Here is a 24585-nt window from a genome sequence, read left to right as displayed (position 1 = left end):
TGTATCTCTCCGGATTATTGTTTTCAGGTAACAACAGGACGAGCCCGCCAAAGGGGAACGTGATACCTGCCTTCAAAGAACCAAGCTCTATCTTCATGTGGAATTCCAAGATCCGATTGGGTCGCTCAGAAACATTGAATTCGCTGCTCACTTCTGCATCCTTTTTCCTGGACGTTGCTGGTCAGCCGACTTCGAAGGCAGACTTGGGAAACGGGGTGCGATCTGAGTTCATTGACCAGGCTCTCTGTTAATGAGTGCGCTTTAGGCGATTGTTCCTGAGGGTATCCCACAAATAAATAAATCCGCCGAAAGCGGCGGGGATCAGTACCATCAGCGTGTAATTTGCAAGGGAGGCTCCTACGGCTACGTTGGCGGGTACATCCAGCAAACCATAAAAATATACAAAAAATCCTTCTCGTACGCCGAGCCCGCCAATGGTTAATGGAACCATGGTCAGGATAGCGATGACCGGATACAGCGCGAAGTGTTGGATGAACGGGATATCGTAACCATACGCTCGAAATACTAGATAGACCACCGATATTATCGATATTTGGTAGCAAACAATATAAGGCAAAGAGCTCTTAAGTGCTCTTCGATAAGGAAAGATAACCGTGCTGGCGTGAAGTTTTTCTAGATACCCTAGTAAGCGAGACAGCAGGGAGCGTCGGAGGACGAGATGGCTGTAGAACGCATGGATTTTTCTACTGCTGAATAGAAGTTGGGCGCCTATCGCTATGCAACTGATAACGAGGACGGTAATGATGAGAGAAGTATAGTCGTCTGAGCTAGGCAGGAAAGGTAGAGCGCAAAGCGTAAAAGTGCATAGCACCAATAGGCCGATCATCCTTTCGATGATGACGGTACTGCCGGCAGTTCCCCGCTTATCCGGATGACGCTGTTCGATGTGAAACATACGAAAAACGTCTCCGCCTTGCGACGATGGAAAGATCAAACCTTGAAACTGAGAGACCAAGCTTATCTTCCATAGACTTGGTAGCGCCTCGTCAATTGAGTTAAATCGTAAAAATACCTGCCAGCGGCTGATGGAAAAAAACGAGCTTAGCGTCAGGGGAATTCCCGCAGCCAGCGCAAGATAATGCCATGCTTCAATATCATCGATTAATGATATTGGCTGGATATCAAGTGTTTTTGCCAGGAAGACACAGATTAAAATGGCAAAAATCAACTTTAAGAGCGTTGCTGGCATGCGGGCTGCTCAATGGTTGAAGAAGACGAACACGTTGCTAGACACAGATGAGGTTGCCTGTGCAATGGGTGAAAGTGCAGGATGATCGTTTGCACGATGCTTCACCTTGAGTGATAAAAATATCGCTTATGATTGTTTCGTGTCTATATAGTTGACCAAGTCGTTTACTGTTTGAAGGCTTTCAATATCGACGTCAGGTATCTGGATCTGGTAATGATCCTGAACAGCAAGCATGATGGCGAAAATATCCATGGAGTCAATTCCTTGGTCGGTCAACTTCAGGTTGTCACGTAATGACGAAGCGTCAGCCACAACATTAGCCTTGCCGATGAGTTCGATGATCGTTTCTTTTGTAGTGGGCACGGTGGGTGCTTCCTTATACTGGTTTCTGGTGTCATTCCGGTCAGGAGTTTTTCTGCCGGGATTGAATGGCGCAACGGGTGACAGGTGAGTTCGCGACGAGCGCGAAGCTCAAGGCCGAGGATTTTGCCACAATCCGCGTAACAGAGGGGGGCGTCCTGAATGTAGTTCACGACCTTATCTCAGGTGGCCGTCAATCGACGTTGAGGGCGCTAAAGTAAATGGTGCCGACCTGTTCCGCACCCAGTTCGATGCGAGTACGGCTCAATCGGGTGCCCAGCGTTTGTTCGATCGTCAGCTTTACTCCGGCCAAGTCATGGCTCAGCGGCCACTTGGGGCTTTCCCAGCGACAGAAAACCCATTGGCTGCCACTGGGTAGGCACAGTTCTTTTAGATGCAACGCCTTGTTCAGCGATACCAGTACCTCTATCGAAGAAAAGTCCTCTGGCATGTTCCTCAAGCCAATCGAATGCTCGGCGGGGGAATAATGGCTGTTGCTGTTGATCAGCGACTCGTCATAGACGCGTCGAGCTTCGGCAAGTCCTTCGGCTTGAATCAATTTGCCTTCATGTTCAACGCCGTCGAGGTGAAAAGTGAAGCTGGCAATATCTTTACCCGCCAGCGCCCGGGGAGTGGACCTGGGCCACCAGTGACAGCTAAGCAAATGGCTGGTCATTGTGCCTATTTTGAAGTCGAGCTTTTCGATCCTTGCGTCCGGCGCATGATCCATGATGGATTGCATCGTGGCAAAGAGCATGTCGGCTCCCTGTATGTAAGTCCGTTCGCCCTTGAAGCCCAGTGAAAGCTCGGTGGAATGCATTACTTCAATTTCCCCAGATGGGCCGTCATGTTCGCCCTATGATTGATCGCGAAGTTTCCGGACACAACGCTATGTGGTGCAATGTCGCTAATGACCACTGAGCCCATTTTTATTTGTACCGCGTCCCCGATCACCAGACCCTGGGCGATAGAGCAGGAGGCACCGATCCATACGCCTGCGCCCAAGCGAGAGCGCCCGGCGACCACGGAGTTGCCAGATACCACGCAATTTTCGCCAATCACCGCGCCGTGACCAATATTGCTCATGATGCCAATCTGGCAATTATTGTGGATGGTGGTCGGTTGCTGGAACAACGAACGCGCGATCACCGCGCCAGCGAGTATTTGGCAGCCCGATCCGATGCGTACACCACCTTGATGCTTGACCATCATCAGTGTGCCGTCGCTGTTGCGCAGAGTGATGAGGCCCTCAGCGCCCACCACTGCATTCGAACCGATGAAAACGTTGTTTCCGATCTCGACAGGGCCTTCAATGACAACATTCGCCGAAACTTCGACGTTGTTGCCCAGTCTGGCCAATGGCGAGATAACGGCGCTGGGATGTAGCCTGCAGTTGTCTCCGATGATGGGGGTAGGCAAAGTTCCGCATCCAGTATCTTGGTTGAAACTATTGTAGAGACGGAAAAAGGAGGTGCGAGGGTCGACGCAGAATACAACTGTTTTTTCTGTCTGCAGTACTTCATCTTTCAGATTTTCGGGGCACAGGATACAGGCCACGTTAACGACGGCCAGCGCTTTATGCAGGTAATGAATGTTCTGACAGTACACTAGTGCGCCCGGCGCCTGTGCTTCAATTTCGTCGAGGTGCGTAAAGGAGCCGCTATTCAGAATATTTTCGGCCGGAAAATAATTCATGACTCGGTAGCTGGAGGTCATTATTAATCCACGCGCTCTTCGATAATGGGGAACTGGCTAAGATGAGTTGCATTTTCTACCAGCCTCCCGAGGTACTCTCCTTGTACGCCCAAAGCCAGGAGTATGTTGCCGGCGAGAAAGGACACGAGGATAGCCAGTGACGCCCAGCCGGGCACGATATGATCAGTCAGGAGGGTACGCAGCAGCACATATACGGCGAAGAGAATGCTCGACGCACTGACCATGAAGCCCCAGATCACCACATAGCGCAATGGCAGGAGCGAATAATTGATGATAAGAAACGACAGCGTTTTGAACATCTTGCCCAAAGTGTAGGTGCTTGGACCGCCGTCGGCGCGCGGTGCGTGACGGATGGTCACATTTGCCATCATGCTGATGGGTACCGAGTTGAACAGCATTGCGGCGATATGGGGATGTGATCCTTGATACCTGGCCAGCTGTTTCGCCACTTGCTGGCTCATCGCCCTGTAGCTCGAAAGGCCGAAATCGGTCGGTTTGCCCAACACTTTGCTGACTAGTTTATGGTTAAGCCAGGAGGCCAGGTTACGCCAGGCACTGTGTTGTTTTTCGGCCATCGGTATCTTGCCGATTACGACATGCTTGCCCGCCTGAAGCTGGTCGATGAAGAGTGACAGGTCTTCAGGGAAACACTGCAGGTCATCGTCGATCGTCACAACATAGCGTTTGCACGCGTAGCTGATACCACACAGGGTGGCATGTTGTTGCCCTTTGTTCCTTGCGAAGCGAATGGCTTTGACCCGCGGATCCTGTTCGTGGAGCGCGAGTGCGGCAAACCACGTCTGATCCGGGCTCGCATCGTCCACAAGAATAATTTCCCAGTCGTCGCAAATCTGCCCAAGGGCTGCTCGTGCGCGTGCGTAAAACTCCGGGAGCGTATTCATGCTCTTGTAAACGGGTACAACCAAGCTAACTGAAACGGTTCTATCGATCACCTTGAGCTTCATCCTGACCATTGGATTGAACGATGACACAGGCTGCCGACGCGTCCTGCATGGATGTTACGGGCTTGTAGATTCGTTGCTTTCCGCTTGGTCGTGCACGCCATGCTGCAACCGATTGGGTGGGGTATCAAGCTTTACGGGTCATCGGTGTCGCTCGACTTCAAGCAGGCTTTGATGGAGCCTCAGTGGATCCTCGGTAAAAAAGGGAAAGATTTTAAGCCATTGAAGAGACGGTGTCACGGCACGGGGAGCCTGATGTTTCTTCAATGGGGGAGGGCCAGGTTGGTGTTCGAAGCGTTACCTCGAATGGATATCACGCCGAACAGTGGGGCTCGACGGATACGTGATAGGTTCGGTGTCGGGATTCGGCTATCATCGGCACCGACGAGTAAGCCTCTATTGACTAAGATGGACAGCCCATCTTGATTCGACCGGATGTTGATTAATGAGAGAAGTGGTAATAAGAAAATTCCAGCTCCTTCACCTGATATTATTTTTTACAGTATTACTGGGTGGTATATTTCTCCCGATTTATTCCGATGAAGTGGTGACAAAGTTCAGAGTTGCGCGGCTTTTTCTTGAGGAAGGCAATGCCGTTACCTTGTATCCACAATGCACGGCCACCGCCGGGCGAGCGGTCGCTTGGATATTTTATCCAGCTGCGATGTTGCTGTCGGCCGTGTATGCCCAACTGGGGCCGCTTGGCCTTAGGGTAAGCGGTATTATTTTAGCGCTGATCTGGTTCGCTTTGCTGGCTTATTGGTGTTTGCGACAAGCGCACGACTTGGGAGCAGGGCTCCAGCGTTTTACTGGATTAGTCGCAGTGGCGTCACTGGGTGTCTTGCCTTTTTTGTGGGTGATGTCGCGTCCGGAGCATCTTTTGGTGCTGGCGATTCTGCTGCTGTGTTTGTCTGCGCTGTTCTTGAAGAAAGGAAAGTCTCCACGTGCCCAAGCGGCAATGGCGGTAGGGTTAGCCTTTTTGCTGTCTCTCTTCTTCTATGCTCATCCCAAAAGTCTGTTTTACATGCCGTTCGCGCTGGCGGCCATCTGGTCGGCGACGGCTACCTACCATAAAGTGGTTCGCTATGGCCTGCTGCTATTCGTCCTTGCCCTATGCGTTCAAGTCTTTCTGTATTTCAGCGCACTGGGGGGCTGCCAGGACGCTCCCTATATTCAACAGATGTTAGCGGCTAACACCCTATTGCCGGGCATGTTGTTCAATGCCCCCTTTGAGTTCATCAGTGCTGCCTATAACAATTTAATAAGCTTTCCTGAGCGGATGTTGCCACATCTGACATTTAATGCCACGTACCAATCCGGTTGGCTGCCTCCGATGGCGGGCAGCTTTGGAGCGTTGCCATACCTTAATTTGGCCATTGAATACGTCCTGTACGCATTTATAGTCGCAACTCACGTTCTAAGTATTTTGGTATTTTTGTTACAAGTATTTCGCCGACGAATCACTGTTTCGGTGGTGTTGGCGCTATTGTTGGCTGGCGCCAATGTGATTAACGCATTCTTTTACAATATCCAAAATTTCTACGCGGGCGTCCAATTCGTGCCTGTCTCCATCATTATCGCGGCTTTATTGATGCATACCCGGCGCGCAGCGAAGCTGAACAACGCATCTGTATTGGCAGCTTATTCACTTCTATTGATCCTGGCGACGGCGTCGCTGATAACATTATCGGCACTCGTTACGCCAGGTCTCGTTGGTAATGCAGCCTTTACCCAGTCAAGCTTACCTGGGCAACCACTGTCGATTCCGGTGCTTGGTGTACAACCTCATTTGGATTCAATTATAAAGTTGGGGGCTTCATGCAATATTCCTACGCAGTCAGCAGAGAATGTTGTCGTCGATCACATGACATACTTTGCCTATCTGCGCGATAAGCAACCGATCCACGTGCTTTATGTGTCCGAAACTGGTTATGGCGGCGACTTGAGCAACGGAAAGTTGTTGCCGTTTCTCAAAGGACTGAACAGTCCGGGGCTAATCACCCGGTGCGAATGGGTACCGTATCCATTCAGGGAAGCGCAGGAAAAAGATGATAAAGGTTATTGCTGTGTCAATTTTGGTAAGCTCTGACTCGTACTGGTCTTGATTACGGTCGCCCGGAAGTCGCTGGTGGGAAAAGAGGCCGGTCGCAATGACCGGCTCCGCGCTTTCCGGCGGGTTTGACTTCGGCGGGGTGACGTGAGCAAGCTCTGCAAAATGCAGGCGTGATTGAACTTGGCATGAAAAGTGAGCATTCGATAACCATCGATTGCTGAACATTCGAGGTGTCGAGCATGAACGATGGACTTGGCCTCGCCGACCAAATCACCCTCGAGCTCCGCGCCGACATCATCGGCGGTCGCCTCATTCCAGGCATGGCGCTGATCGAAAACAACCTGGTCTGCGCCTACAACGCATCCCGCAACACCATCCGCGAGGCATTGCACCGTCTGGGTCAGGAAGGGCTCACCCGTTACGTGCGTAACAAAGGGGTGATGGTTCGCAGGTTGGATGTCGATGACGTAAAGGATTTGTTCAAGGTCCGTCGCACGTTGGAGCTACAGGCCATTCTTACGAGCAAGCCGCTGAGCGAGTACCAGTCCGACCGGATGCTCGAAGCCTTGGAGGCTGCGGATCTGGCTCGGGAGCGTGAGGACTGGCGTGCGGTCGGCACCCATGGCTTGGCGTTTCATCAGCATGTCGTTGGTTTGATGCGCAGTCCTTTGCTCGATGAGTTTTTCACCAACGTGGTCGCGCAGCTACGCTTGGTGTTTTGTTCCGCTCCCGATGAGGCGCGCTTCCAGGCGCCGTGGCTTGCCCGTGACCGGCAGATCCACGACTGGCTGGCCGAAGGCGACAAGCTTGCGGCCCATGAGGGCATGAGCCTTTATCTCGACGATTCCGAGCAGTTGCTTTTGCACTTGCTGACTTCCGCTAACGCCCACTGATCAAAGGACCCGCCGCCATGTACAAAGACTACCCAGCCGCCTACCAGGTCAGCAAAGGTTCCGCCCTTCAAGTGGACAAACCCTTCTACGACCGCATCCGCACCGCTCAAGACAAGCGCACGCTGATCGAGCAGTTCGAGGTTCCCATCCGCACCGGCCGGGCCTGGCATGTACCGGCTGGGCATGTCTTCCGCGTGACCACGCCGGTAGGCCCGCAGGTGGGCGACTTCAACGTCTGGAACGCTCACGATCCGCGGGAGCGGTTGTGGGCGGCGCGTACGCGGCAGCTTCAGGGCGCGCATGTCAGCACCCACGATCGGTTGTGGTCGAACCTGCCATTTCTGCGACCGTTGGTGACGATCACCGATGACAGTTTGGCCGGTTATGGGATCGATGAGCATGGCGGGCGTTTGCATGATTTGTTGGGGACGCGGTGTGATCCGTATGTGAACAAGATGCTGACTGGCGAGGATTTCCATCATCATTGTCACTCGAACCTGACCCGTGCGGTGTTGCCTCATGGTTTGACTGAGTTTGATGTGCACGACGTGCTGAATATCTTCCAGTGCACTGGGCTGAATCATGACGACATGTATTTCATGAAGGCTTGCCCGGCGCAGAAGGGCGATTACCTGGAGTTTTTTGCCGAGATTGATTTGCTCTGCGCGTTATCGACTTGCCCAGGCGGGGATTTGTCGTTGGCGATGTGGGGGCCGGATGCGCAGGATCCGCTTAGCGTTTGTCGTCCGCTGGGGGTGGAGATTTATCGGTTGGAGGATTCATTGCTGCAAGGCTGGAGTCAGCCGGAGCGGGCGGCTTACAAGGGGCAGCATGGGTTGCATATTGCCAAGGCGGATTGGGAGAAGTAACGCGGTTGGCGGGCAGGGCTCGGCCTTCTGTGGCGAGGGGATTTATCCCCGCTGGGCTGCGTAGCAGCCCCAAACTCTGCCCCGGCGTGCCTGACCAACTGGGTGAGTTTGTGAAAAGGGGCCGCTGCGCAGCCCAGCGGGGATAAATCCCCTCGCCACAAAGGTGCTGAGTCAGCTAGGCGATCAGCGGTCCTTAGCCTCTTTCGCATCCATTTCCGCGTTCCGTTCGGCTACGCGTTTGCGCTGTTCGTCCGTCAGTTCCACCTTGTTGGCAGTATCGCGCAGCATCATCAAACCACCCACGATCGAGCCGATGGCGACGATCAGGATTAACCAGGCATACCAGGGCATAGGGCTCTCCTTGAGAGTGCAACGGTCAGTCGAACATTCGCTGACCCTTGCACTTACCACTTATGAGCGAACGCTGTTCGCAGTGGTTCCATACTACGCCCGTTATGCCGGCTTCACCTTATAGCCCGGTCAACATCGCATCGGCCGGAGCGTCTGCGCGCAACTGGGCGGTCAGGACGAAATAGACGAAACCGACGGCCATGAAGCCGAGGAAGATCAAGCCGATCAGGGCGTTGAACCAAGCCATCGCTACCAGGCAGACCACGGCGAGGACCAAGGCGATGCCCGGCACGATGGGGTAGCCGGGGGCGCGGAAGGTGCGCTCGAGGTTGGGTTCGGTTTTGCGCAGTTTGAACAGGCTGAGCATGCTCATGATGTACATGACGATGGCGCCGAACACGGCCATGGTGATCATCGCCGCGGTCAGGGTCATGCCGCCGAGGTTGATCAGGCCGTCGCTGTAGATCGCGGCGATGCCGATCAGGCCGCCGGCGATGATGGCGCGGTGCGGGGTCTGGAAGCGTGACAGTTTGGCGAGGGAGGCAGGCAGGTAGCCGGCGCGGGCCAGGGCGAAGAACTGGCGCGAGTAGCCGAGGATGATGCCGTGGAAGCTCGCCACCAGGCCGAACAGGCCAATCCACACCAGCATGTGCAACCAGCCGGAGCTTTCGCCGACCACGGTTTTCATGGCTTGGGGCAGCGGGTCGTTGATGTTGGACAGGGTGCGCCAATCACCGACGCCGCCGGCAAAGAACATTACGCCCATGGCCAGGAATACCAAGGTCAGGATGCCGCTGATGTAGGCCTTGGGGATCGTGCGTTTCGGGTCCTTGGCTTCTTCAGCGGCCATGGCCGCGCCTTCGATGGCGAGGAAGAACCAGATCGCGAAGGGGATCGCCGCGAACATCCCGGCGATGGCCGGTGCGCCGAATACGTCGGAACCGGCCCAGCCGTTCAGGGCGAAGCTGCTGAAACTGAACGCCGGCGCGACGACGCCCATGAACACCAGCAATTCGGCCACCGCAAGCACGCAGACGACCAACTCGAAGGTCGCCGCCAGTTTCACCCCGAGGATGTTCAGGCCCATGAACACGATGTAGGCACCGACGGCGGCGTGTTTCGGGTCGAGCGCCGGGAATTGCACGTTCAGGTAGGCGCCGATCGCCAGTGCAATTGCTGGTGGGGCGAAGACGAATTCGATCAGGGTGGCCAGCCCGGCAATCAAGCCACCTTTTTCACCGAAGGCTCGACGGCTGTAGGCGAACGGCCCGCCGGCGTGGGGAATCGCGGTGGTCAGCTCGGTGAAGCTGAAGATGAAACAGGTGTACATGGCCGCGACCATGAACGACGTCACCAGGAAGCCCAGTGTCCCGGCCACGCCCCAGCCGTAGCTCCAGCCGAAGTATTCCCCGGAAATCACCAGCCCGACGGCGATGCCCCACAAATGCAGGGTGCCCAGGGTGGGTTTGAGTTGTGTGTTCATCAGTGGCTCCCCTCGATCAATAGCAAAAAGCGCTGGGGAGGGGCAGTGCAGCGGGCGTGCCAGGAAGGCCGTTGCGGTCGTTATGGATGAAATCAGGTCGTATCGGGGATGTTTCACCCCGAATTGTGGTGTTCGATGCCCCAGTTCAGCGCCACGGATTCATGGCTTGCCGTGATCTCGTGCAGACGTGTGGCACCGCTGACTTCTCCAGATGGACGCCCTACGAAAGAAGCTCAGTTTGTTCATCAAGGCATTCAAGCAGCGCCGATTTCCAATAAGGCTGGCTGATTCCCCAATCCCGTTCCAACCGGCTGCAGTCAAGCCTTGAATTGAGCGGACGTACCGCTGCTGCCTGATATTCGCTGGAGGAAATAGGCAGTAACGTTGCACAAGGCTTGCCCTGTTGATGCAACACATCGACGATAGCTTGGGCGAACCCAAACCAGGAAATCTCGCCTTGAGCCGTCAGATGATAGGTTCCCCACGTCTCCTCTCCACCTTGCCACCGCTCAATGATCGCCAGCGTACTGTTGGCGACGGAGCCCGCCCAAGTCGGCGCTCCTATCTGATCATCGACGACTCGTAGCTCTGATCTTTCCTGGAGAAGCCGCTGCATGGTCAAGAGGAAATTACGTCCATGGGTTGAATACACCCAGCTGGTGCGAAGAATCAGATGCTTGCCATTAACCGCAGAGACGGCTTGCTCACCTGCCAGTTTGCTCTTGCCATAGATCCCCTGTGGATTGGGTGTGTCGGCTTCGTTGTAGGGCTCGCTTTTATTTCCGTCGAATACATAGTCGGTGGAGTAGTGAATCAGCGGTATATCGAGCGCGAGCGCTTCTTCCGCAAGAATGCCAGGCGCCACGGCATTCAGGGCAAACGCTGCCTCTGGCTCGCTTTCCGCTTGGTCGACGCCTGTGTGGCCGGCAGCGTTGATGATGAGATCGGGACGAATGTTTCGTACCGTTTTGCGGATCAGGTCTGGCTTTGTCAGATCGAGTTGATCCCGCCCCATGACGATCAACTCACCAACATTGCGTAGTCGCTGCTGTAGCTCAAGGGATAGCTGGCCATGCCGGCCATTGAGGAGAACTCTCATGGTCGCAGACCGACGGGATTGATTTCCTCTCCGGCGATCTGGGCGAGATATTGACCGTACCCAATCTTGCCGAAATAACGTGCGCGCTCAAGCAGCTGTTCGCGGCTGATCCAGCCGTTGTGATAAGCAATTTCTTCCAGACAGGCCACCTTGAGGCCCTGGCGATGTTCGATTGTCTGCACGTATTGTGAAGCGTCGAGCAGGCTGTCGTGGGTCCCAGTGTCCAGCCAGGCAAAGCCTCGACCGAAGCGCTCGACCTGCAAGTCACCTCGCTCAAGGTAGGCATTATTGATATCAGTGATTTCCAGCTCGCCACGGGCCGAAGGCTTGACTGCCTTGGCAATTTCGATCACGTCGTTATCGTAGAAATACAAACCTGTAACTGCGTAATTGGATTTGGGCTTCGCAGGTTTTTCTTCGATTGATATGGCGCAATTGTTGCTGTCGAAGTCGATCACCCCGAAACGCTCCGGGTCCTTCACCCAATAACCAAATACAGTGGCGCCTGAAGGGCGTTCGGCTGCCCGTTGCAACTGTGCACCGAAATAAGCCCCATGGAAGATATTGTCGCCAAGAATCAGGCACACCGGATCCGTGCCGATAAACTCTTCGCCAATCAGAAAAGCTTGGGCCAGGCCATCCGGTGAGGGTTGGATTGCGTAGCTGAACTTAACGCCGAACTGGCTACCGTCGTGCAGCAGATTCCGGTATTGCGGTAGATCCTGCGGAGTGGAAATAATCAATATTTCCTTGATGCCAGCCAACATCAGTACCGATATTGGGTAATAGATCATCGGTTTGTCATAAACCGGCAGCAACTGTTTCGAAACACCAAGAGTAATGGGATGCAGACGCGTGCCGGAGCCACCCGCTAATACGATGCCTTTCATTATGCGAGGAGTTCCTTTTTATTGATGAAGCCAAGGCGTTCGCCTTGATAACTGCCGTCCTGAACGCGACGGCACCATTCCAGGTTGTCCAGATACCATTCGACCGTTTTGCGCAGCCCGGACTCGAACGTTTCTTGGGGTACCCAGCCCAGCTCCTGCTCGATTTTCCCGGCGTCGATGGCGTATCGCTGATCGTGACCCGGGCGGTCCTGCACAAAAGTTATCAGGTCGGCATAGTGGGCGACGCCTTCAGGCTTTTGCGGTGCGAGCTCTTCCAGCAACTGGCAGATCCCGCGAACCACATCGATATTCTTTTGCTCGTTGTGCCCGCCAATGTTGTATGTCTCGCCAATCTTGCCCGTGGTGACCACTTTGAGTAACGCTCGGGCGTGGTCTTCAACGAACAGCCAGTCACGAACCTGCATGCCGTTGCCGTATACCGGTAAGGGCTTGCCAGCCAACGCGTTAAGGATGACAAGCGGAATGAGCTTTTCGGGGAAGTGGAACGGACCATAGTTGTTTGAACAATTGGTCAACAGGACCGGCAGGCCGTATGTGCGATGCCAGGCGCGGACCAGGTGGTCGGAGGCTGCTTTGCTGGCCGAATAGGGCGAGCTTGGCGCGTAGGGGGTGGTCTCCGTGAATAAGTCATCGACGCCGTGCAGGTCGCCGTAGACCTCGTCGGTGGAAATGTGATGAAAGCGAAAGGCGCTTTTCTCCGGCTCGGCAAGGGTTTGCCAGTAGGCGCGGATGGCCTCCAGCAAACTGTAGGTGCCGACGATGTTGGTCTGGATGAAGTCCGATGGTCCGTCAATCGAGCGATCGACATGGGACTCCGCAGCGAGATGCATGACCGCATGGGGCTGGAAGCGCGCCAGCACCGCGCTGACAGTCGTCTGGTCGACGATATCGGCTTGAACGAATTCGTAGCGACTGTTACTGGCGACGCTGACAAGCGATTCGAGGTTGCCAGCGTAAGTCAGTTTGTCCAGGTTAAGGACTTCATGACCCGAGTGCTCAATCAGCTCGCGAATCAGGGCAGAGCCTATGAAACCGGCCCCGCCGGTGATGAGGATACGCATATGAGTCCAGCCTTTTCCCAATAAGTCGATGACGCATGAACCGTAGCTTGTCGGCATGAGTCGGGTAGTGCAATAGAAGTGTCGGCCCAATTCTGGATTTGTAGAGCCTAGCGCATGGGAAAATAACTGACGCCGTCGGACGGGCTCTCAAGCCGACTCCGATCAACCGTCTTCTTTACACATTCTTTATCCTCAACTCCCACTCTCGATCTCGTCCCTTTACACCCTTCCTGCCGACAATCACCACACGCGGCAAGACGCCGTACCACGGAGAAATCCCATGAGTGTTCTGGACGGGGTGTCGCTGCTGCTGGCAGTGGCGCTGTTCATTTATCTGCTGGTTGCGCTGTTGCGCGCGGACCGGAGTTAGGAGCGGCTATGCACGGTTATGACTTCGGGCTGATCCTTGGCTTTTTCGCGCTGGTGCTGATTCCGGCACCGTTTCTGGGGCGTTTTTACTATCGCGTGATGGAAGGTCAGCGCACCTGGCTTTCACCGATCCTTGGCCCGGTGGAGCGCGGCTGTTATCGCGTGTCGGGCGTCGACGCCAGCGCAGAGCAGAGTTGGCAGAAATACACCTTGGCCTTGCTCGCCTTCAACTTGGCGGGGTTCGTGTTGTTGTTTGCGATCCTGTTGCTGCAAGAACATTTGCCCCTCAATACCCAGCACCTGCCCGGCATGGAGTGGACCCAGGCCTTCAACACCGCCGTCAGTTTCATGACCAACACCAATTGGCAGTCCTACAGCGGCGAAGCGTCGCTCAGTTACTTGAGCCAGATGGTCGGCCTGACGGTGCAGAACTTCGTCAGCGCCGCCACCGGCCTGGCCGTGCTGGTGGCGCTGTGTCGCGGAATCGGGCGCAAGTCCGCCACGACCCTGGGCAACTTCTGGGTCGACATGACCCGCGCGACGCTCTATGGATTGCTGCCGCTGTGCCTGTTGCTGGCGCTGGTTTTGGTCTGGCAGGGCGTGCCGCAAACCTTCGCGCATTACGTGCACGGGGTGACGATGCAGGGCGTGGATCAAGTGATTCCCCTCGGCCCGGCGGCCAGTCAGATCGCGATCAAGCAACTGGGCACCAATGGCGGCGGTTTCTTCGGTGTCAATTCGGCGCATCCGTTCGAGAACCCGACGGCCTGGAGCAATCTGTTCGAAGTGGCTTCGATCATCCTGATCCCGGCAGCGCTGGTGTTCACCTTCGGGCATTACGTCAAGGACCTGCGCCAGAGCCGGGCGATCATCGCCTGCATGCTCGCGCTGTTCCTCATCGGCGGTGCGACTTCGCTATGGGCCGAGTTGCAGCCTAATCCGACCCTCGACATCGCGGCCGTTGAACAAGCCGCACCGCTGGAAGGTAAGGAAGCGCGTTTCGGCACCACCGCCACGGTGCTCTGGTCGGTGACCACCACGGCGGCGTCCAATGGCTCGGTCAACGCCATGCACGACAGCCTCAACCCGTTGAGCGGCATGGTGGCGTTGATGAACATGATGGTCGGCGAAGTGATCTTCGGCGGCGTCGGCGCCGGGCTCTACGGGATGCTGCTGAATGTGCTGATCGCGGTGTTCCTCGCTGGGTTGATGATCGGTCGCACCCCGGAATACCTGGGCAAGAAGCTCGGTGCCCGAGAGGTGCAGTTGCTGGTGGCGACGTTGTTGGTGATGCCGGTGAGTGTGCTGGTGTTGAGTGCCATTGCTGCGAGCCTGCCCGGGCCTGCCGCCGCGGTGAGCAATCCCGGTGCCCACGGTTTCAGCCAATTGATCTACGCCTACACCTCGGCGGGGGCGAACAACGGTTCGGCATTCGCCGGTTTCGGCGCCAATACGCCGTTTCATAACTTGATGCTGGGCCTGGGCATGTTGATCGGCCGGTTCGGCTACATCCTGCCGGTGCTGGCGTTGGCCGGCAGCCTGGCGCTGAAGAAAACCGCACCCATCGGCCAGGACAGCTTTCCCACCCACGGCCCGCTGTTCGTGACCCTGCTGACCGTGACCATCCTGTTGGTGGGCGGCCTGACCTTTCTGCCGACCCTGGCCCTGGGCCCGATTGCCGAACACCTGAGCTTGGGTTTCTGAGGAATTGATGATGAACATGCCGATGAGCAAGACCGTCGTCGCCAAGGCGCCGGAGCAACCGAAAACCAATCTGTCGGCGCTGTGGCGTCCGGCGTTGGTGCAAGCCTTCGTCAAGCTCGACCCGCGCCAATTGCACCGCGCGCCGGTGATGCTGGTGGTGGAACTGACCGCCATTCTCACCACCGTGCTCTGCTTTATTCCCGACAACGCCGTGCCAACCTTCGTCGCCGCGCAAATCGCCCTGTGGCTGTGGTTCACCGTGCTGTTTGCCAACTTCGCCGAAGCCTTGGCCGAAGGGCGCGGCAAGGCCCGTGCCGACAGCCTCAAGGCCGGCAGCGAAGGCTTGAGCGCCCGCCGTCAGGTTGCGCAGGGATTTGAAGTGATACCCGCCACCCGCCTGCGCAAAGGTGATGTGGTGCGCGTCGCGGCGGGGGAGATGATTCCCGGCGACGGTGAAGTGATCGAAGGCATCGCGGCGGTCAATGAGGCGGCGATCACCGGGGAGTCGGCGCCGGTCATTCGTGAGTCCGGCGGCGATCGCTCGGCCGTCACCGGCAATACGCGGCTGGTGTCGGACTGGCTCCTGGTGCGCATCACCAGTAACCCCGGCGAGTCCACCCTGGATCGCATGATCGCCCTGGTCGAAGGGGCCAAGCGCCAGAAGACGCCGAACGAAGTGGCGCTGGATATCCTGCTGATCGGCTTGACGCTGATCTTCCTGCTGGTGGTGGTGACGCTGCAACCGTTCGCACATTTCGCCAACGGCAGCTTGCCGTTGGTGTTTCTCGTGGCGCTGTTGGTGACGTTGATTCCGACCACCATAGGCGGCCTGCTCTCGGCCATCGGCATCGCCGGGATGGATCGGCTGGTGCGCCTGAACGTCATCGCCAAGTCCGGCCGCGCGGTCGAGGCGGCGGGGGATGTGCACGTGCTGATGCTGGACAAGACCGGCACCATTACTTTTGGCAACCGTCGGTGCTCGGCGGTTTATGCAGCGCCAGGGGTGAGCGCGAAAGAGTTGGCCGAAGGCGCGCTGTTCGCCTCGCTGGCCGATGACACGGCCGAGGGCAAATCCATCGTCGAATTCTTGCGCGGCTTGCATTCGCAGCCCGAGCCAGCGGCGCAGTTGCTCACCACCGTGCCGTTCAGCGCCGAGACTCGGTTGTCCGGTGTCGATTACCAGGGCCGTGTCTATCGCAAGGGTGCGGTGGATTCACTGTTGAGTTTCATCGGCCTGCCTCGCGCTGAATTGCCGGCGGCGCTGGCGCGGGAAATCGACAAGATCGCCCAGAGCGGCGGCACTCCCTTGCTGGTTTGTGTCGACGGCAAACTGCTCGGTGCCATCCATCTCAAGGACGTGGTCAAGCCCGGCATACGCGAACGCTTTGCCGAGTTGCGCAAGCTGGGGATCCGCACCGTCATGGTCACCGGCGACAACCCGCTGACCGCCGCCGCCATCGCCGCCGAGGCGGGTGTCGACGACGTGCTGGCCGAGGCCACGCCGGAGAAAAAACTGGCGCGCATTCGCCATGAGCAAAACGATGGCCGGCTGGTCGCCATGTGCGGCGACGGCGCCAACGACGCTCCGGCCCTGGCCCAGGCCGATGTTGGCATGGCAATGAACGACGGCACCCAGGCGGCGCGCGAAGCGGCCAACATGGTCGATCTCGACAGCGATCCGACCAAACTGCTGGACGTGGTGCAGATCGGCAAGCAATTGCTGGTGACGCGCGGGGCGCTGACAACGTTTTCCATTGCCAACGACATCGCCAAGTATTTCGCGATCCTGCCGGCGCTGTTCGCCTCGATTTATCCACAGCTCGGCGTGCTCAATGTCATGCACCTGGCCAGCCCGCAGAGCGCAATCCTCTCGGCCATCGTCTTCAACGCCTTGATCATCGTCGTGCTGATCCCCCTGGCCCTGCGCGGCGTGCGGGTGCAGGCGGCAAGCGCGGCGGCGTTGCTGCGACGCAATCTGTTGATCTATGGCCTGGGCGGAATCGCCGTACCGTTCGTGGGGATCAAGGCAATTGACCTGCTGCTGACGGGGTTGGGGCTGGTTTGAGCCCCGAGGAAATTTCAGACACGACTGTTTTCGTGGCGAGGGAGCAAGCTCCCTCGCCACGGTGTGTACACCCTGAGGATCTGGAAAAATGTTCACTTTCGTTCGTCCGGCCCTGAGCCTGTTACTGCTCATGACCCTTATCACCGGCGTCGCCTACCCCTTGCTGGTCACCGGCGTGGCGCAACTCGCCTTCCCGGACCAGGCCAACGGCAGCCTGGTCCATGACGCTGACGGCAAGGTTCGCGGCTCTCGGTTGATCGCCCAGGATTTTGTCGGCGATCGCTGGTTTCATCCGCGTCCCTCGGCGGGCGCCTTCGCCACGGTGGCCAGCGGCGCGAGCAACTTTTCGCCGAGCAATCCGGCGTTGGCCGCGCGGGTGAGCGCTGACGCCCAAGCGCTGCAAGTGCCCGGCCAGGGACCGGTGCCGCTGGCGCTGCTCACCACCTCCGGCAGCGGGCTGGATCCGCACTTGCCTCCAGCCGCGATTGCCTATCAACTGGCGCGTGTCGCGGCGGCCAGGAACCTGCCGGTCTCGACGTTGCAGCAGTTGCTCGATAGCCACATCGAGCGGCCCCTGGTCGGGCCGCCCGTGGTGAATGTGCTGGCGCTGAACCTGGCGCTGGAAAAGCTCTGACCCGATGTCAGGGTGTTTTGATCAAATCTGGAAGAGACCCGCAGCATGAGTGACTCCGGCCGTGCCGATGCACTGTTAGCCAACCTGCCGCGCCACGACCGTGGTCGCCTCAAGGTCTTCCTCGGCGCCGCCCCGGGCGTCGGCAAGACCTACGCCATGCTGCAAGCGGCCCACGCCCGGTTGCGTCAGGGCACGGAGGTCCTTGCCGGCGTCGTCGAGACCCACGGGCGTGCCGAGACCGAAGCCCTGTTGAATGGCCTGGCACAGCAGCCGCTGCTGCGTTCGGAATATCGCGGGGTGATGCTCGAGGAAATGGACCTCGACGGCCTGCTCGCGGCCCACCCGAGCCTGGTCCTGGTGGATGAACTGGCCCACAGCAACGCACCGGGCAGTCGCCATGCCAAGCGTTGGCAGGATATCCAGGAGTTGCTCGCCGCCGGCATCGATGTCTACACCACCGTCAACGTCCAGCACTTGGAAAGCCTCAACGATCAGGTGCGCGGCATCACCGGCGTGCAGGTGCGCGAAACGCTGCCGGACTGGGTCTTGCAGGAGGCCGATGAGTTGTTGCTGATCGACCTGCCGCCGCGCGAGCTGCTCGAGCGTCTGCGCGATGGCAAGGTCTACGTGCCGGAGCAGGCCCGCGCCGCGATCGATGCGTTTTTCACGCAGACCAATCTCACCGCGTTGCGCGAACTGGCCATGCAGACCGCCGCCGCGCAGGTGGACAACGACTTGGCCCAGGGCTATCGACAATTGGGCCAGTCGGCTCCGGCGGTGCGGGGCCGGTTGTTGGTGGGCGTGGACGGCGACCTCCAGGCCGAACGGCTGGTGCGCCACGCCAGCCGCGTCGCCCAGCGTCGGCATTTGCCCTGGAGCGTGGTGCACGTGGACAACGGCGACGCCCAGGACGAATCATCCCGCCAGCGTCTGCAAAGCGCCCAGCAACTGGCCGAACGCCTCGGCGGCGAGGTGGTGTCGCTGCGCGCCGGGGAGGTCGCCAAGACCTTGATCCAACACGCTGCACAACGTCGTGCGACGTTAGTGCTGGTCGGCCAGTCCCGGCGGCGTTTGCGCAGGCGCCTGTTTGGCGGCGGCCTGGCCTCGCGGTTGTTGCGCGATGCCCGTGGCTTGGAAATCAACGTGCTGGACAGCGAAGAAACGCCGGCGCCCGCTCGCCTGCGCCCGAGCACCGCCCAGAGTGGATTCGACTACGCGCTGGCGCTGGTGGCGACGGCGACTGCCAGCGCGCTGGCCTGGGGAATCTCCGGGTGGCTGGCGCTGCCCAACATCTCTTTGGTGTTTCTGATGGCGGTGCTGTTGGTGGCGGTACGCAGCAGCCTCGGCCCGGCATTGGCTTGCGCGGCACTGTCGTTCCTTGCTTATGACTTTTTGTTCATCCCGCCGAATTTTTCCCTGACGATCCAACGCGAAGAAGACGTGCTGACGCTGGTGTTCTTCCTGCTGATGGCCGCCCTGACCGGTAATCTCGCGGCTCGTCAGCGTCGTCAATTGCAGGCCCTGCGCGACACCCAGCAGGAAACCGGTGAGCTGCTCGACCTGTCGCGCAAACTGACCGCCGCCACTGATCGCCAAGCCGTGATCAGCGCCGCCGTGCTGCACCTCAACAGCGAGGACGATGTGCAACTGTGCCTGCTCAACCGCGACGGCCAGCACGGTTGGAACGTCGAGACCGCCGAGCCGTTGACGTTCACCGAGGCCGAGCGCGCCGCCGCCGACTGGTCCTGGCAACACGATCAACCGGCCGGCGCCGGCACCGCCACGTTGCCGTCCGGGCGTTGGTGGTGGTGGCCGTTGTCGACCGAGGGCGGTCCGCTGGGCCTGTTGGGCATTTGCCCCAAGGACGGCAAGCCGTTGAGTGGTCAACGCCGACGTTTGCTGGCGGCCCTCAGCCAGCCGCTCGCCCAGGCCCTGGCGCGGGCGCAATTGGCACAGGACCTGGAAGCGGCGCGCCTGCATGGCGAAACCGAACAACTGCGCAGTGCCTTGCTGGCCTCCGTCTCCCATGACCTGCGCACACCGCTGACGTCCATGCGCGGCAGCATCGACAGCCTATTGGCGCTGGGCGAAGCGATCCCGCTGGAGGATCGGCGTGAACTGCTCGAAGGCACCCGCGACGAGGCCGAGCGCCTGGATCGTTATATCCAGAACCTGCTCGACATGACCCGCCTCGGCCATGGCGCGCTGAAACTTGCCCGCGATTGGGTGTCCCCGGCCGACATCGTCGCCAGTGCCTTGCACCGGCTTCGGGCGGTGTTGGCGCCGCTGGCGGTGGGCGTTGAAGTGCCGTCCGACTTGCCGTTGCTGCATGTCCATGCGGCGCTGATCGAACAGGCCCTGGTCAATGTGCTGGAAAATGCCGCGCGATTTTCCCCCGCTCACGGACGGCTACTGCTCACCGCTGGGGCGAAGGAGGATGAGGTTTTTTTTGCCGTGGCCGACGAAGGTCCAGGCATTCCCGAGCCAGAGCGCGAGAAAATCTTCGACATGTTCTACACCGCTGCGCGCGGTGATCGAGGCGGGCAGGGCACAGGGCTGGGCTTGGCGATTTGCCAGGGCATGGTCGGAGCCCATGGCGGGCGGATCAGCGTGGCTGACGGCCTCGACGGCCGCGGCACCTGCATCACTTTGCACCTGCCCTTGCAGGCACAACCGGGGATGGACGATGAAGCCTGAACGGCGCTGCGTTATGCTCTCGCCACTTGACTGTGATGAACGGACCCCATGAGCCAGAGCGCGACCCTTTTGGTCATCGATGACGAACCGCAGATCCGCAAATTCCTGCGCATCAGCCTGGCCTCACAAGGCTACAAGGTGCTCGAAGCCGACACCGGCGCCGCGGGCCTGGCCCAGGCGGCGCTGAACAAACCCGACCTGTTGGTGCTCGACCTGGGCCTGCCGGACATGGACGGCCAGCAAGTGCTGCGTGAGTTTCGTCAATGGTCGACGGCGCCCGTCCTGGTGCTCTCGGTGCGCGCCAGCGAGGCGCAGAAAGTCGAGGCGCTGGACAACGGCGCGAATGACTACGTGACCAAGCCGTTCGGCATCCAGGAATTCCTGGCCCGCGTGCGCGCGCTGCTGCGCCAGGCACCGGCAGGCGAGGCTCAGGAAGCGGCGCTGACGTTCGGCGCGCTGACCGTTGACCTGGCCTATCGCCGGGTGTTGCTGGACGGCACCGAAGTGGCCCTGACCCGCAAGGAGTACGCGGTGCTGGCGCAACTGGCCCGGCATCCGGGACGGGTCATTACCCAGCAGCAACTGCTCAAGGACATCTGGGGACCGACCCATGTCGAAGACAGCCACTACCTGCGCATCGTTGTCGGTCACCTGCGCCAGAAACTGGCCGACGATCCGACCCGGCCGCGGTTCATCGTGACCGAGCCGGGGGTGGGGTATCGGTTGTTGGAAGAGGCGGGTGCTTAACCCAAGCTCTCAGGTCAGCCACAGCAAGCCTGCTCAACTCTGGTTCTGCTCGCGCTCATACCGATCCAAGGTATCGCTGGCAATCTCCCGCCCCAACGCGATCAGCTCCGGCGCCTTGTAGAACTCGAAGAACCGACACACCCGTTTTGGCACGTTGATCAACACATCCGGCGGGTAACCGGCAATCTTGTATTGCGCCAGCGAAGTCTGCATCACCTCGAAGCTCTGGTTGATCAAGTCCAGCAACGAGGCCGGCCCGACGTTATCGATGATGAACGAGCCGGTGGCGGATCTTGGCGCACCTTCGGTCTGCGGCGCGGCGGCCGGTTGCTGGCCTTCGGGCTCGGCGGATTCGATCCACGGGTTGATGTCGGCGGCCTCGGCCTTGAGGGCTTCCTGCTCCAACAACAACAATTGCTCGGCTTGTTTGCGGCGAAACGGCAGCCGTGAACCCAGGGAATTGACCAGGGTGTCGAAGCGCCGTCGGAACGCGGCGGGGCGCTGGATCACGGGCAGCTTGTATTGTTTCTGGTTGGTGGCATTGAGGTTGACCGCAATGATCAGGTCGCAATGGCTCGACACCACCGGCACGATCGGCAGCGGATTGAGCAGGCCGCCATCCACCAGCATGCGATTGCCTTGCATGACGGGGGTGAACAGGCTGGGAATCGCCGCCGAGGCACGCATCGCCTGGTGCAGGCAGCCTTCCTGGAACCAGATCTCCTGCTGGTTGGTGAGGTCGGTGGCGACCGCCGTGTAGGGAATGCGCAGGTCTTCGATATTGAGTTCGCCGACAATCTTGCGGATCTGCCCGAAGACTTTTTCACCGCGAATTGCCCCGAGGCGGAAACTGACGTCCACCAGCCGGAGCACGTCCAGGTAATCGAGGCTCTCGATCCAGTCACGGTAATCCTTGAGCTTGCCCGCGGCGTAGATCCCGCCCACGACGGCGCCCATGGAGCAACCCGCGATGCAGGCAATGTCGTAGCCGCGTCGCTCGATTTCCTCGATCACTCCGATATGGGCATAGCCCCGGGCGCCGCCCGAGCCCAATACCAATGCAACACGTTTTGTCATGAGCTGGCCTCTTGTCGAACAGACACCAACAATGCACGTATCGAAGGCCAGGCTCAATCGTTGTGGCGCGGACGTCGTTTTTTGACACGCCGCGACGGCATATGCGTATGCTCCGTCCACACTTGAATATGGCGGCCGAACCGAGGCACTTTTTGCCGGCGAAACCGTCTTACCAGCACAACTGTTGACCTGACTTGAGGTGTTATCGATGAAAGCCCGGATCTGCCTGCCCTTGGTGGCATCCCTGATGGTTCTGGCCTTGGCCGGTTGTGCCGGCAAGACCGCTTACCGCGACAGTTGCGGCAGCCAGCTCGACAGCGCCTGGCGGGAATTGGACCTGGCCAAGGCCGAAGGTTTTGCCGGTACTGTCAGCTATTCCAAGGCCCTGTCGTTGCTGACCGGCGCCAAGACCCAGCAGCAATTCGAAGCGTTCGAAGGCTGTGCCAATAAAGCCGAGAAGGCGCGCTTCTACATCCGCGAATCCCGCGCGGGAAGGTGATAAAGGCAGCTGCAAGCTTTAAGCTTCAAGCTGCAAGAGGACGACCCACGCCGCCTCTCGCTTGAAGCTTGAAGCTTGCAACTCGAAGCTGCGCACGGAGTAAGTTCCATGATCGATCGCCTGGTGGCCCGGATAGTGGGCCTGGAAGTTCGCTTGTTGGCCTGTCAGGCCCGCTTGAATGCCCAAACCGACAGCGAAGCATTGCACGACCTGCGGACCACGGTCCGGCGGTTGCGCAGCCTGCTTCGCCCGTTGCGCGGTTTGCCCGGTGTTGAACAGCTGGAAAAAGCCGCGTCGGCGGTCGGTACCCTGACCACGCCGTTGCGCGATCGCGAAGTACTGGCCGCCTACCTTGAGCAGCACGGCAAGGTCGAGGCGGCGCAGCGGCGCCAGGTGCAAATGGCCGAAGCCTATCCCGCCGTAGCCAGCAGCCAGGAGTTGGCGCGCTTGCTGATGATTCTCGACGCGTTCCCGCGCTTCATCCGCGCCGCCCAGCGCCAGGGCTTGCTCGCGGGGTTGCGCAAACGCATCGAAAAACGCCTGGACAAACAATGGAAGAAACTCGGCGAGGCCTTGCGCGACCCCGCCCATGATCGCCACCGATTGCGCCTGCTGATCAAGCGCGTGCGCTACGCCATCGAAGCCTATCCCGAACTCGACCGCTTGCCGAAAGCGGCCATGCCCCGACTCAAATCCGCCCAAGGCGCGCTGGGCGACTGGCACGATTGCTGGCAATGGCTGGCGCGGGCCGAGCAGGAGCACGACCTGCGATCCCTCATACCAGGCTGGCGGATCACCATGGAAAAGGCTGAGGCCAAGTCCGATCGGGTGCTCGATAAACTCATCGCCAGTTGCTTCGATAAATCCTGAACCCTGGCAAAAACAACCCTGCGCTCGCAAGGACTGAGGGTGGATTGGGGGGTTACGGCTTTTCTGTCAGTCTCTTTGGCCGGAATGAGCGCTGTACTGCCCGCTCGGGATAGTTAAGATCCTTCATCGTTTTCCCTGTCTTCGAGGTTGCCATGCGCTTTTCCGATTTGATCGATGCGGTGCGTCATCAGCCAGAGGCCGTGACGATCCCGCCTGAATGGGGCCAGGGGCGTGCCAGTTTTGGCGGCCTGGTGGCGGCGTTGCAATACGAGGCGATGCGTGCGCGGGTTCCGGCGGATCGCCCGGTTCGCTCGCTGGCGATTACCTTTGTCGGCCCGGTCGCGCCCGACGTGCCGGTGAGTTTCCAAGTCGACGTATTGCGTGAAGGCAAGGCCGTCAGCCAAGTGTTGGGGCGCGCCGTGCAGGGTGGGCAGGTGGTGACGATCGTCCAGGGCAGTTTCGGCGCGTCACGATCCTCGGTCGTGGCGGTGCAGGCTGATCCTGCGCCGGCATTCAAGGCTGTCGAGCAGTGCCAGGAGTTGCCCTATGTCAAAGGCGCCACGCCTGAGTTCATGCGGCACCTGGCGATGCGCTGGAGTGTCGGCGGATTGCCCTTCACCGGCAATAAATCCCGGAGCATGGGCGGCTGGGTGCGCCTGCGCGGCGATGTGAAAGAGGAGCCGCTGGACGAAGGCCACATTCTGGCGCTGGTCGACGCCTGGCCGCCGGCGTTGTTGCCGCACCTCACGCAAATGGCGCCGGGCAGCACGCTCACCTGGACCATCGAGTTCGTCCAGCCGCTGCTGGAACTCACCACGCTGGATTGGTGCCAGTACCTGGCCGAGATCGAACACGCCCAGGACGGTTATGGCCATGTCGCGGCGAAATTCTGGAGTGCCGACGGTCGTCTGATTGCCATGAGCCGGCAGACAGTCACGATTTTCGGCTGAGGCGG

At 58.9% G+C, this 24585-nt stretch carries 23 protein-coding genes; 12 read left to right on the top strand and 11 right to left on the bottom strand.

Annotated features, from left to right (window positions below; genetic code table 11):
* Window positions 1–247: 247 nt before the first annotated feature.
* The 5 genes from J3P95_RS17310 to J3P95_RS17290 all read right to left on the bottom strand — a co-directional run bounded on the left by J3P95_RS17310 (window position 248) and on the right by J3P95_RS17290 (window position 4278).
* On the bottom strand, window positions 248–1210 hold the full coding sequence (locus J3P95_RS17310; protein WP_434580346.1) for a lysylphosphatidylglycerol synthase transmembrane domain-containing protein: 963 nt from the start codon (window positions 1208–1210) through the stop codon (window positions 248–250).
* A 126-nt stretch (window positions 1211–1336) separates the two neighbouring features.
* Complete coding sequence (locus J3P95_RS17305; RefSeq protein WP_434557962.1) at window positions 1337–1573, bottom strand: acyl carrier protein; 237 nt, start codon at window positions 1571–1573, stop codon at window positions 1337–1339.
* A gap of 190 nt (window positions 1574–1763) precedes the next feature.
* Complete coding sequence (locus J3P95_RS17300; protein ID WP_434557961.1) at window positions 1764–2390, bottom strand: hypothetical protein; 627 nt, start codon at window positions 2388–2390, stop codon at window positions 1764–1766.
* Window positions 2390–3286, bottom strand: a complete 897-nt coding sequence (locus tag J3P95_RS17295) for a DapH/DapD/GlmU-related protein (protein WP_434557960.1) — start codon at window positions 3284–3286, stop codon at window positions 2390–2392. The genes J3P95_RS17300 and J3P95_RS17295 overlap by 1 nt, the downstream gene beginning before the upstream one ends.
* A gap of 2 nt (window positions 3287–3288) precedes the next feature.
* Complete coding sequence (locus tag J3P95_RS17290; protein WP_434557959.1) at window positions 3289–4278, bottom strand: glycosyltransferase family 2 protein; 990 nt, start codon at window positions 4276–4278, stop codon at window positions 3289–3291.
* A gap of 415 nt (window positions 4279–4693) precedes the next feature.
* Between J3P95_RS17290 and J3P95_RS17285 the strand changes: the two genes are divergently transcribed.
* The 3 genes from J3P95_RS17285 (at window position 4694) to J3P95_RS17275 (ending at window position 8063) form a co-directional block, all read left to right on the top strand.
* A complete protein-coding gene (locus J3P95_RS17285; RefSeq protein WP_434557958.1) occupies window positions 4694–6337 on the top strand; it encodes a hypothetical protein in 1644 nt (547 codons plus the stop codon).
* A 203-nt stretch (window positions 6338–6540) separates the two neighbouring features.
* Complete coding sequence (locus tag J3P95_RS17280; RefSeq protein WP_434557957.1) at window positions 6541–7194, top strand: GntR family transcriptional regulator; 654 nt, start codon at window positions 6541–6543, stop codon at window positions 7192–7194.
* Window positions 7195–7211: 17 nt separating this feature from the next.
* Window positions 7212–8063 carry an urea carboxylase-associated family protein gene (locus J3P95_RS17275; RefSeq protein ID WP_434557956.1) on the top strand — a complete coding sequence of 284 codons (852 nt, stop codon included), beginning with the start codon at window positions 7212–7214 and terminating at the stop codon, window positions 8061–8063.
* A 183-nt stretch (window positions 8064–8246) separates the two neighbouring features.
* Here the strand turns inward: J3P95_RS17275 and J3P95_RS17270 are convergent, their stop codons facing one another.
* The 5 genes from J3P95_RS17270 to rfbB all read right to left on the bottom strand — a co-directional run bounded on the left by J3P95_RS17270 (window position 8247) and on the right by rfbB (window position 12968).
* Entirely contained in the window at window positions 8247–8414 is a 168-nt protein-coding gene (locus tag J3P95_RS17270) for a DUF2897 family protein (RefSeq protein WP_003183831.1), read from the bottom strand.
* A 118-nt stretch (window positions 8415–8532) separates the two neighbouring features.
* The gene (gene eat / locus J3P95_RS17265) at window positions 8533–9897 is read right to left on the bottom strand and encodes an ethanolamine permease (RefSeq protein ID WP_434580350.1); all 1365 of its coding nucleotides are present in this window, start codon (window positions 9895–9897) and stop codon (window positions 8533–8535) included.
* 220 nt (window positions 9898–10117) lie between these two features.
* Window positions 10118–10996 carry a dTDP-4-dehydrorhamnose reductase gene (gene rfbD, locus J3P95_RS17260; RefSeq protein WP_434557954.1) on the bottom strand — a complete coding sequence of 293 codons (879 nt, stop codon included), beginning with the start codon at window positions 10994–10996 and terminating at the stop codon, window positions 10118–10120.
* Window positions 10993–11889: a glucose-1-phosphate thymidylyltransferase RfbA gene (rfbA, locus tag J3P95_RS17255; RefSeq protein ID WP_434563873.1), complete on the bottom strand. Its 897-nt coding sequence runs from the start codon at window positions 11887–11889 to the stop codon at window positions 10993–10995. Before rfbA ends, rfbD begins: the two co-directional genes overlap by 4 nt.
* A complete protein-coding gene (gene rfbB, locus J3P95_RS17250) occupies window positions 11886–12968 on the bottom strand; it encodes a dTDP-glucose 4,6-dehydratase (RefSeq protein WP_434563871.1) in 1083 nt (360 codons plus the stop codon). Before rfbB ends, rfbA begins: the two co-directional genes overlap by 4 nt.
* Window positions 12969–13248: 280 nt before the next feature.
* On the opposite strand from rfbB, the gene kdpF reads away from it, so the two are divergent.
* The 6 genes from kdpF (at window position 13249) to J3P95_RS17220 (ending at window position 21184) form a co-directional block, all read left to right on the top strand.
* Complete coding sequence (gene kdpF, locus J3P95_RS17245) at window positions 13249–13338, top strand: K(+)-transporting ATPase subunit F (RefSeq protein ID WP_053155116.1); 90 nt, start codon at window positions 13249–13251, stop codon at window positions 13336–13338.
* A gap of 8 nt (window positions 13339–13346) precedes the next feature.
* Window positions 13347–15041 (top strand): potassium-transporting ATPase subunit KdpA, encoded by a 1695-nt coding sequence (kdpA, locus tag J3P95_RS17240; RefSeq protein ID WP_434580353.1) that lies wholly within the window; start codon window positions 13347–13349, stop codon window positions 15039–15041.
* A 10-nt stretch (window positions 15042–15051) separates the two neighbouring features.
* Entirely contained in the window at window positions 15052–17106 is a 2055-nt protein-coding gene (gene kdpB / locus J3P95_RS17235; protein ID WP_434580354.1) for a potassium-transporting ATPase subunit KdpB, read from the top strand.
* Window positions 17107–17194: 88 nt separating this feature from the next.
* A complete protein-coding gene (gene kdpC, locus J3P95_RS17230; protein ID WP_434580356.1) occupies window positions 17195–17740 on the top strand; it encodes a potassium-transporting ATPase subunit KdpC in 546 nt (181 codons plus the stop codon).
* A gap of 45 nt (window positions 17741–17785) precedes the next feature.
* Entirely contained in the window at window positions 17786–20437 is a 2652-nt protein-coding gene (locus tag J3P95_RS17225) for a DUF4118 domain-containing protein (RefSeq protein WP_434557950.1), read from the top strand.
* A gap of 48 nt (window positions 20438–20485) precedes the next feature.
* The gene (locus J3P95_RS17220; RefSeq protein ID WP_186636943.1) at window positions 20486–21184 is read left to right on the top strand and encodes a response regulator; all 699 of its coding nucleotides are present in this window, start codon (window positions 20486–20488) and stop codon (window positions 21182–21184) included.
* A 33-nt stretch (window positions 21185–21217) separates the two neighbouring features.
* Here J3P95_RS17220 and J3P95_RS17215 read toward each other — a convergent pair whose 3' ends face one another.
* Entirely contained in the window at window positions 21218–22261 is a 1044-nt protein-coding gene (locus J3P95_RS17215) for a patatin-like phospholipase family protein (RefSeq protein WP_434557948.1), read from the bottom strand.
* A gap of 208 nt (window positions 22262–22469) precedes the next feature.
* Here J3P95_RS17215 and J3P95_RS17210 point away from each other — a divergent pair, with 208 nt between their 5' ends.
* The 3 genes from J3P95_RS17210 to J3P95_RS17200 all read left to right on the top strand — a co-directional run bounded on the left by J3P95_RS17210 (window position 22470) and on the right by J3P95_RS17200 (window position 24580).
* The gene (locus J3P95_RS17210; RefSeq protein ID WP_186636932.1) at window positions 22470–22760 is read left to right on the top strand and encodes a hypothetical protein; all 291 of its coding nucleotides are present in this window, start codon (window positions 22470–22472) and stop codon (window positions 22758–22760) included.
* A gap of 108 nt (window positions 22761–22868) precedes the next feature.
* The gene (locus tag J3P95_RS17205) at window positions 22869–23630 is read left to right on the top strand and encodes a CHAD domain-containing protein (RefSeq protein ID WP_434580358.1); all 762 of its coding nucleotides are present in this window, start codon (window positions 22869–22871) and stop codon (window positions 23628–23630) included.
* A 152-nt stretch (window positions 23631–23782) separates the two neighbouring features.
* Window positions 23783–24580: an acyl-CoA thioesterase gene (locus J3P95_RS17200; protein ID WP_434580360.1), complete on the top strand. Its 798-nt coding sequence runs from the start codon at window positions 23783–23785 to the stop codon at window positions 24578–24580.
* The last annotated feature ends 5 nt before the right edge of the window (window positions 24581–24585 follow it).

Origin of the sequence: Pseudomonas sp. Z5-35 (genome assembly GCF_051131945.1) — a bacterium.
GTDB classification, from domain to species: domain Bacteria; phylum Pseudomonadota; class Gammaproteobacteria; order Pseudomonadales; family Pseudomonadaceae; genus Aquipseudomonas; species Aquipseudomonas marvdashtae.
The sequence above is the reverse complement of the archived record's forward strand: the minus strand, read 5'-3'. Positions and strand labels throughout refer to the sequence as shown.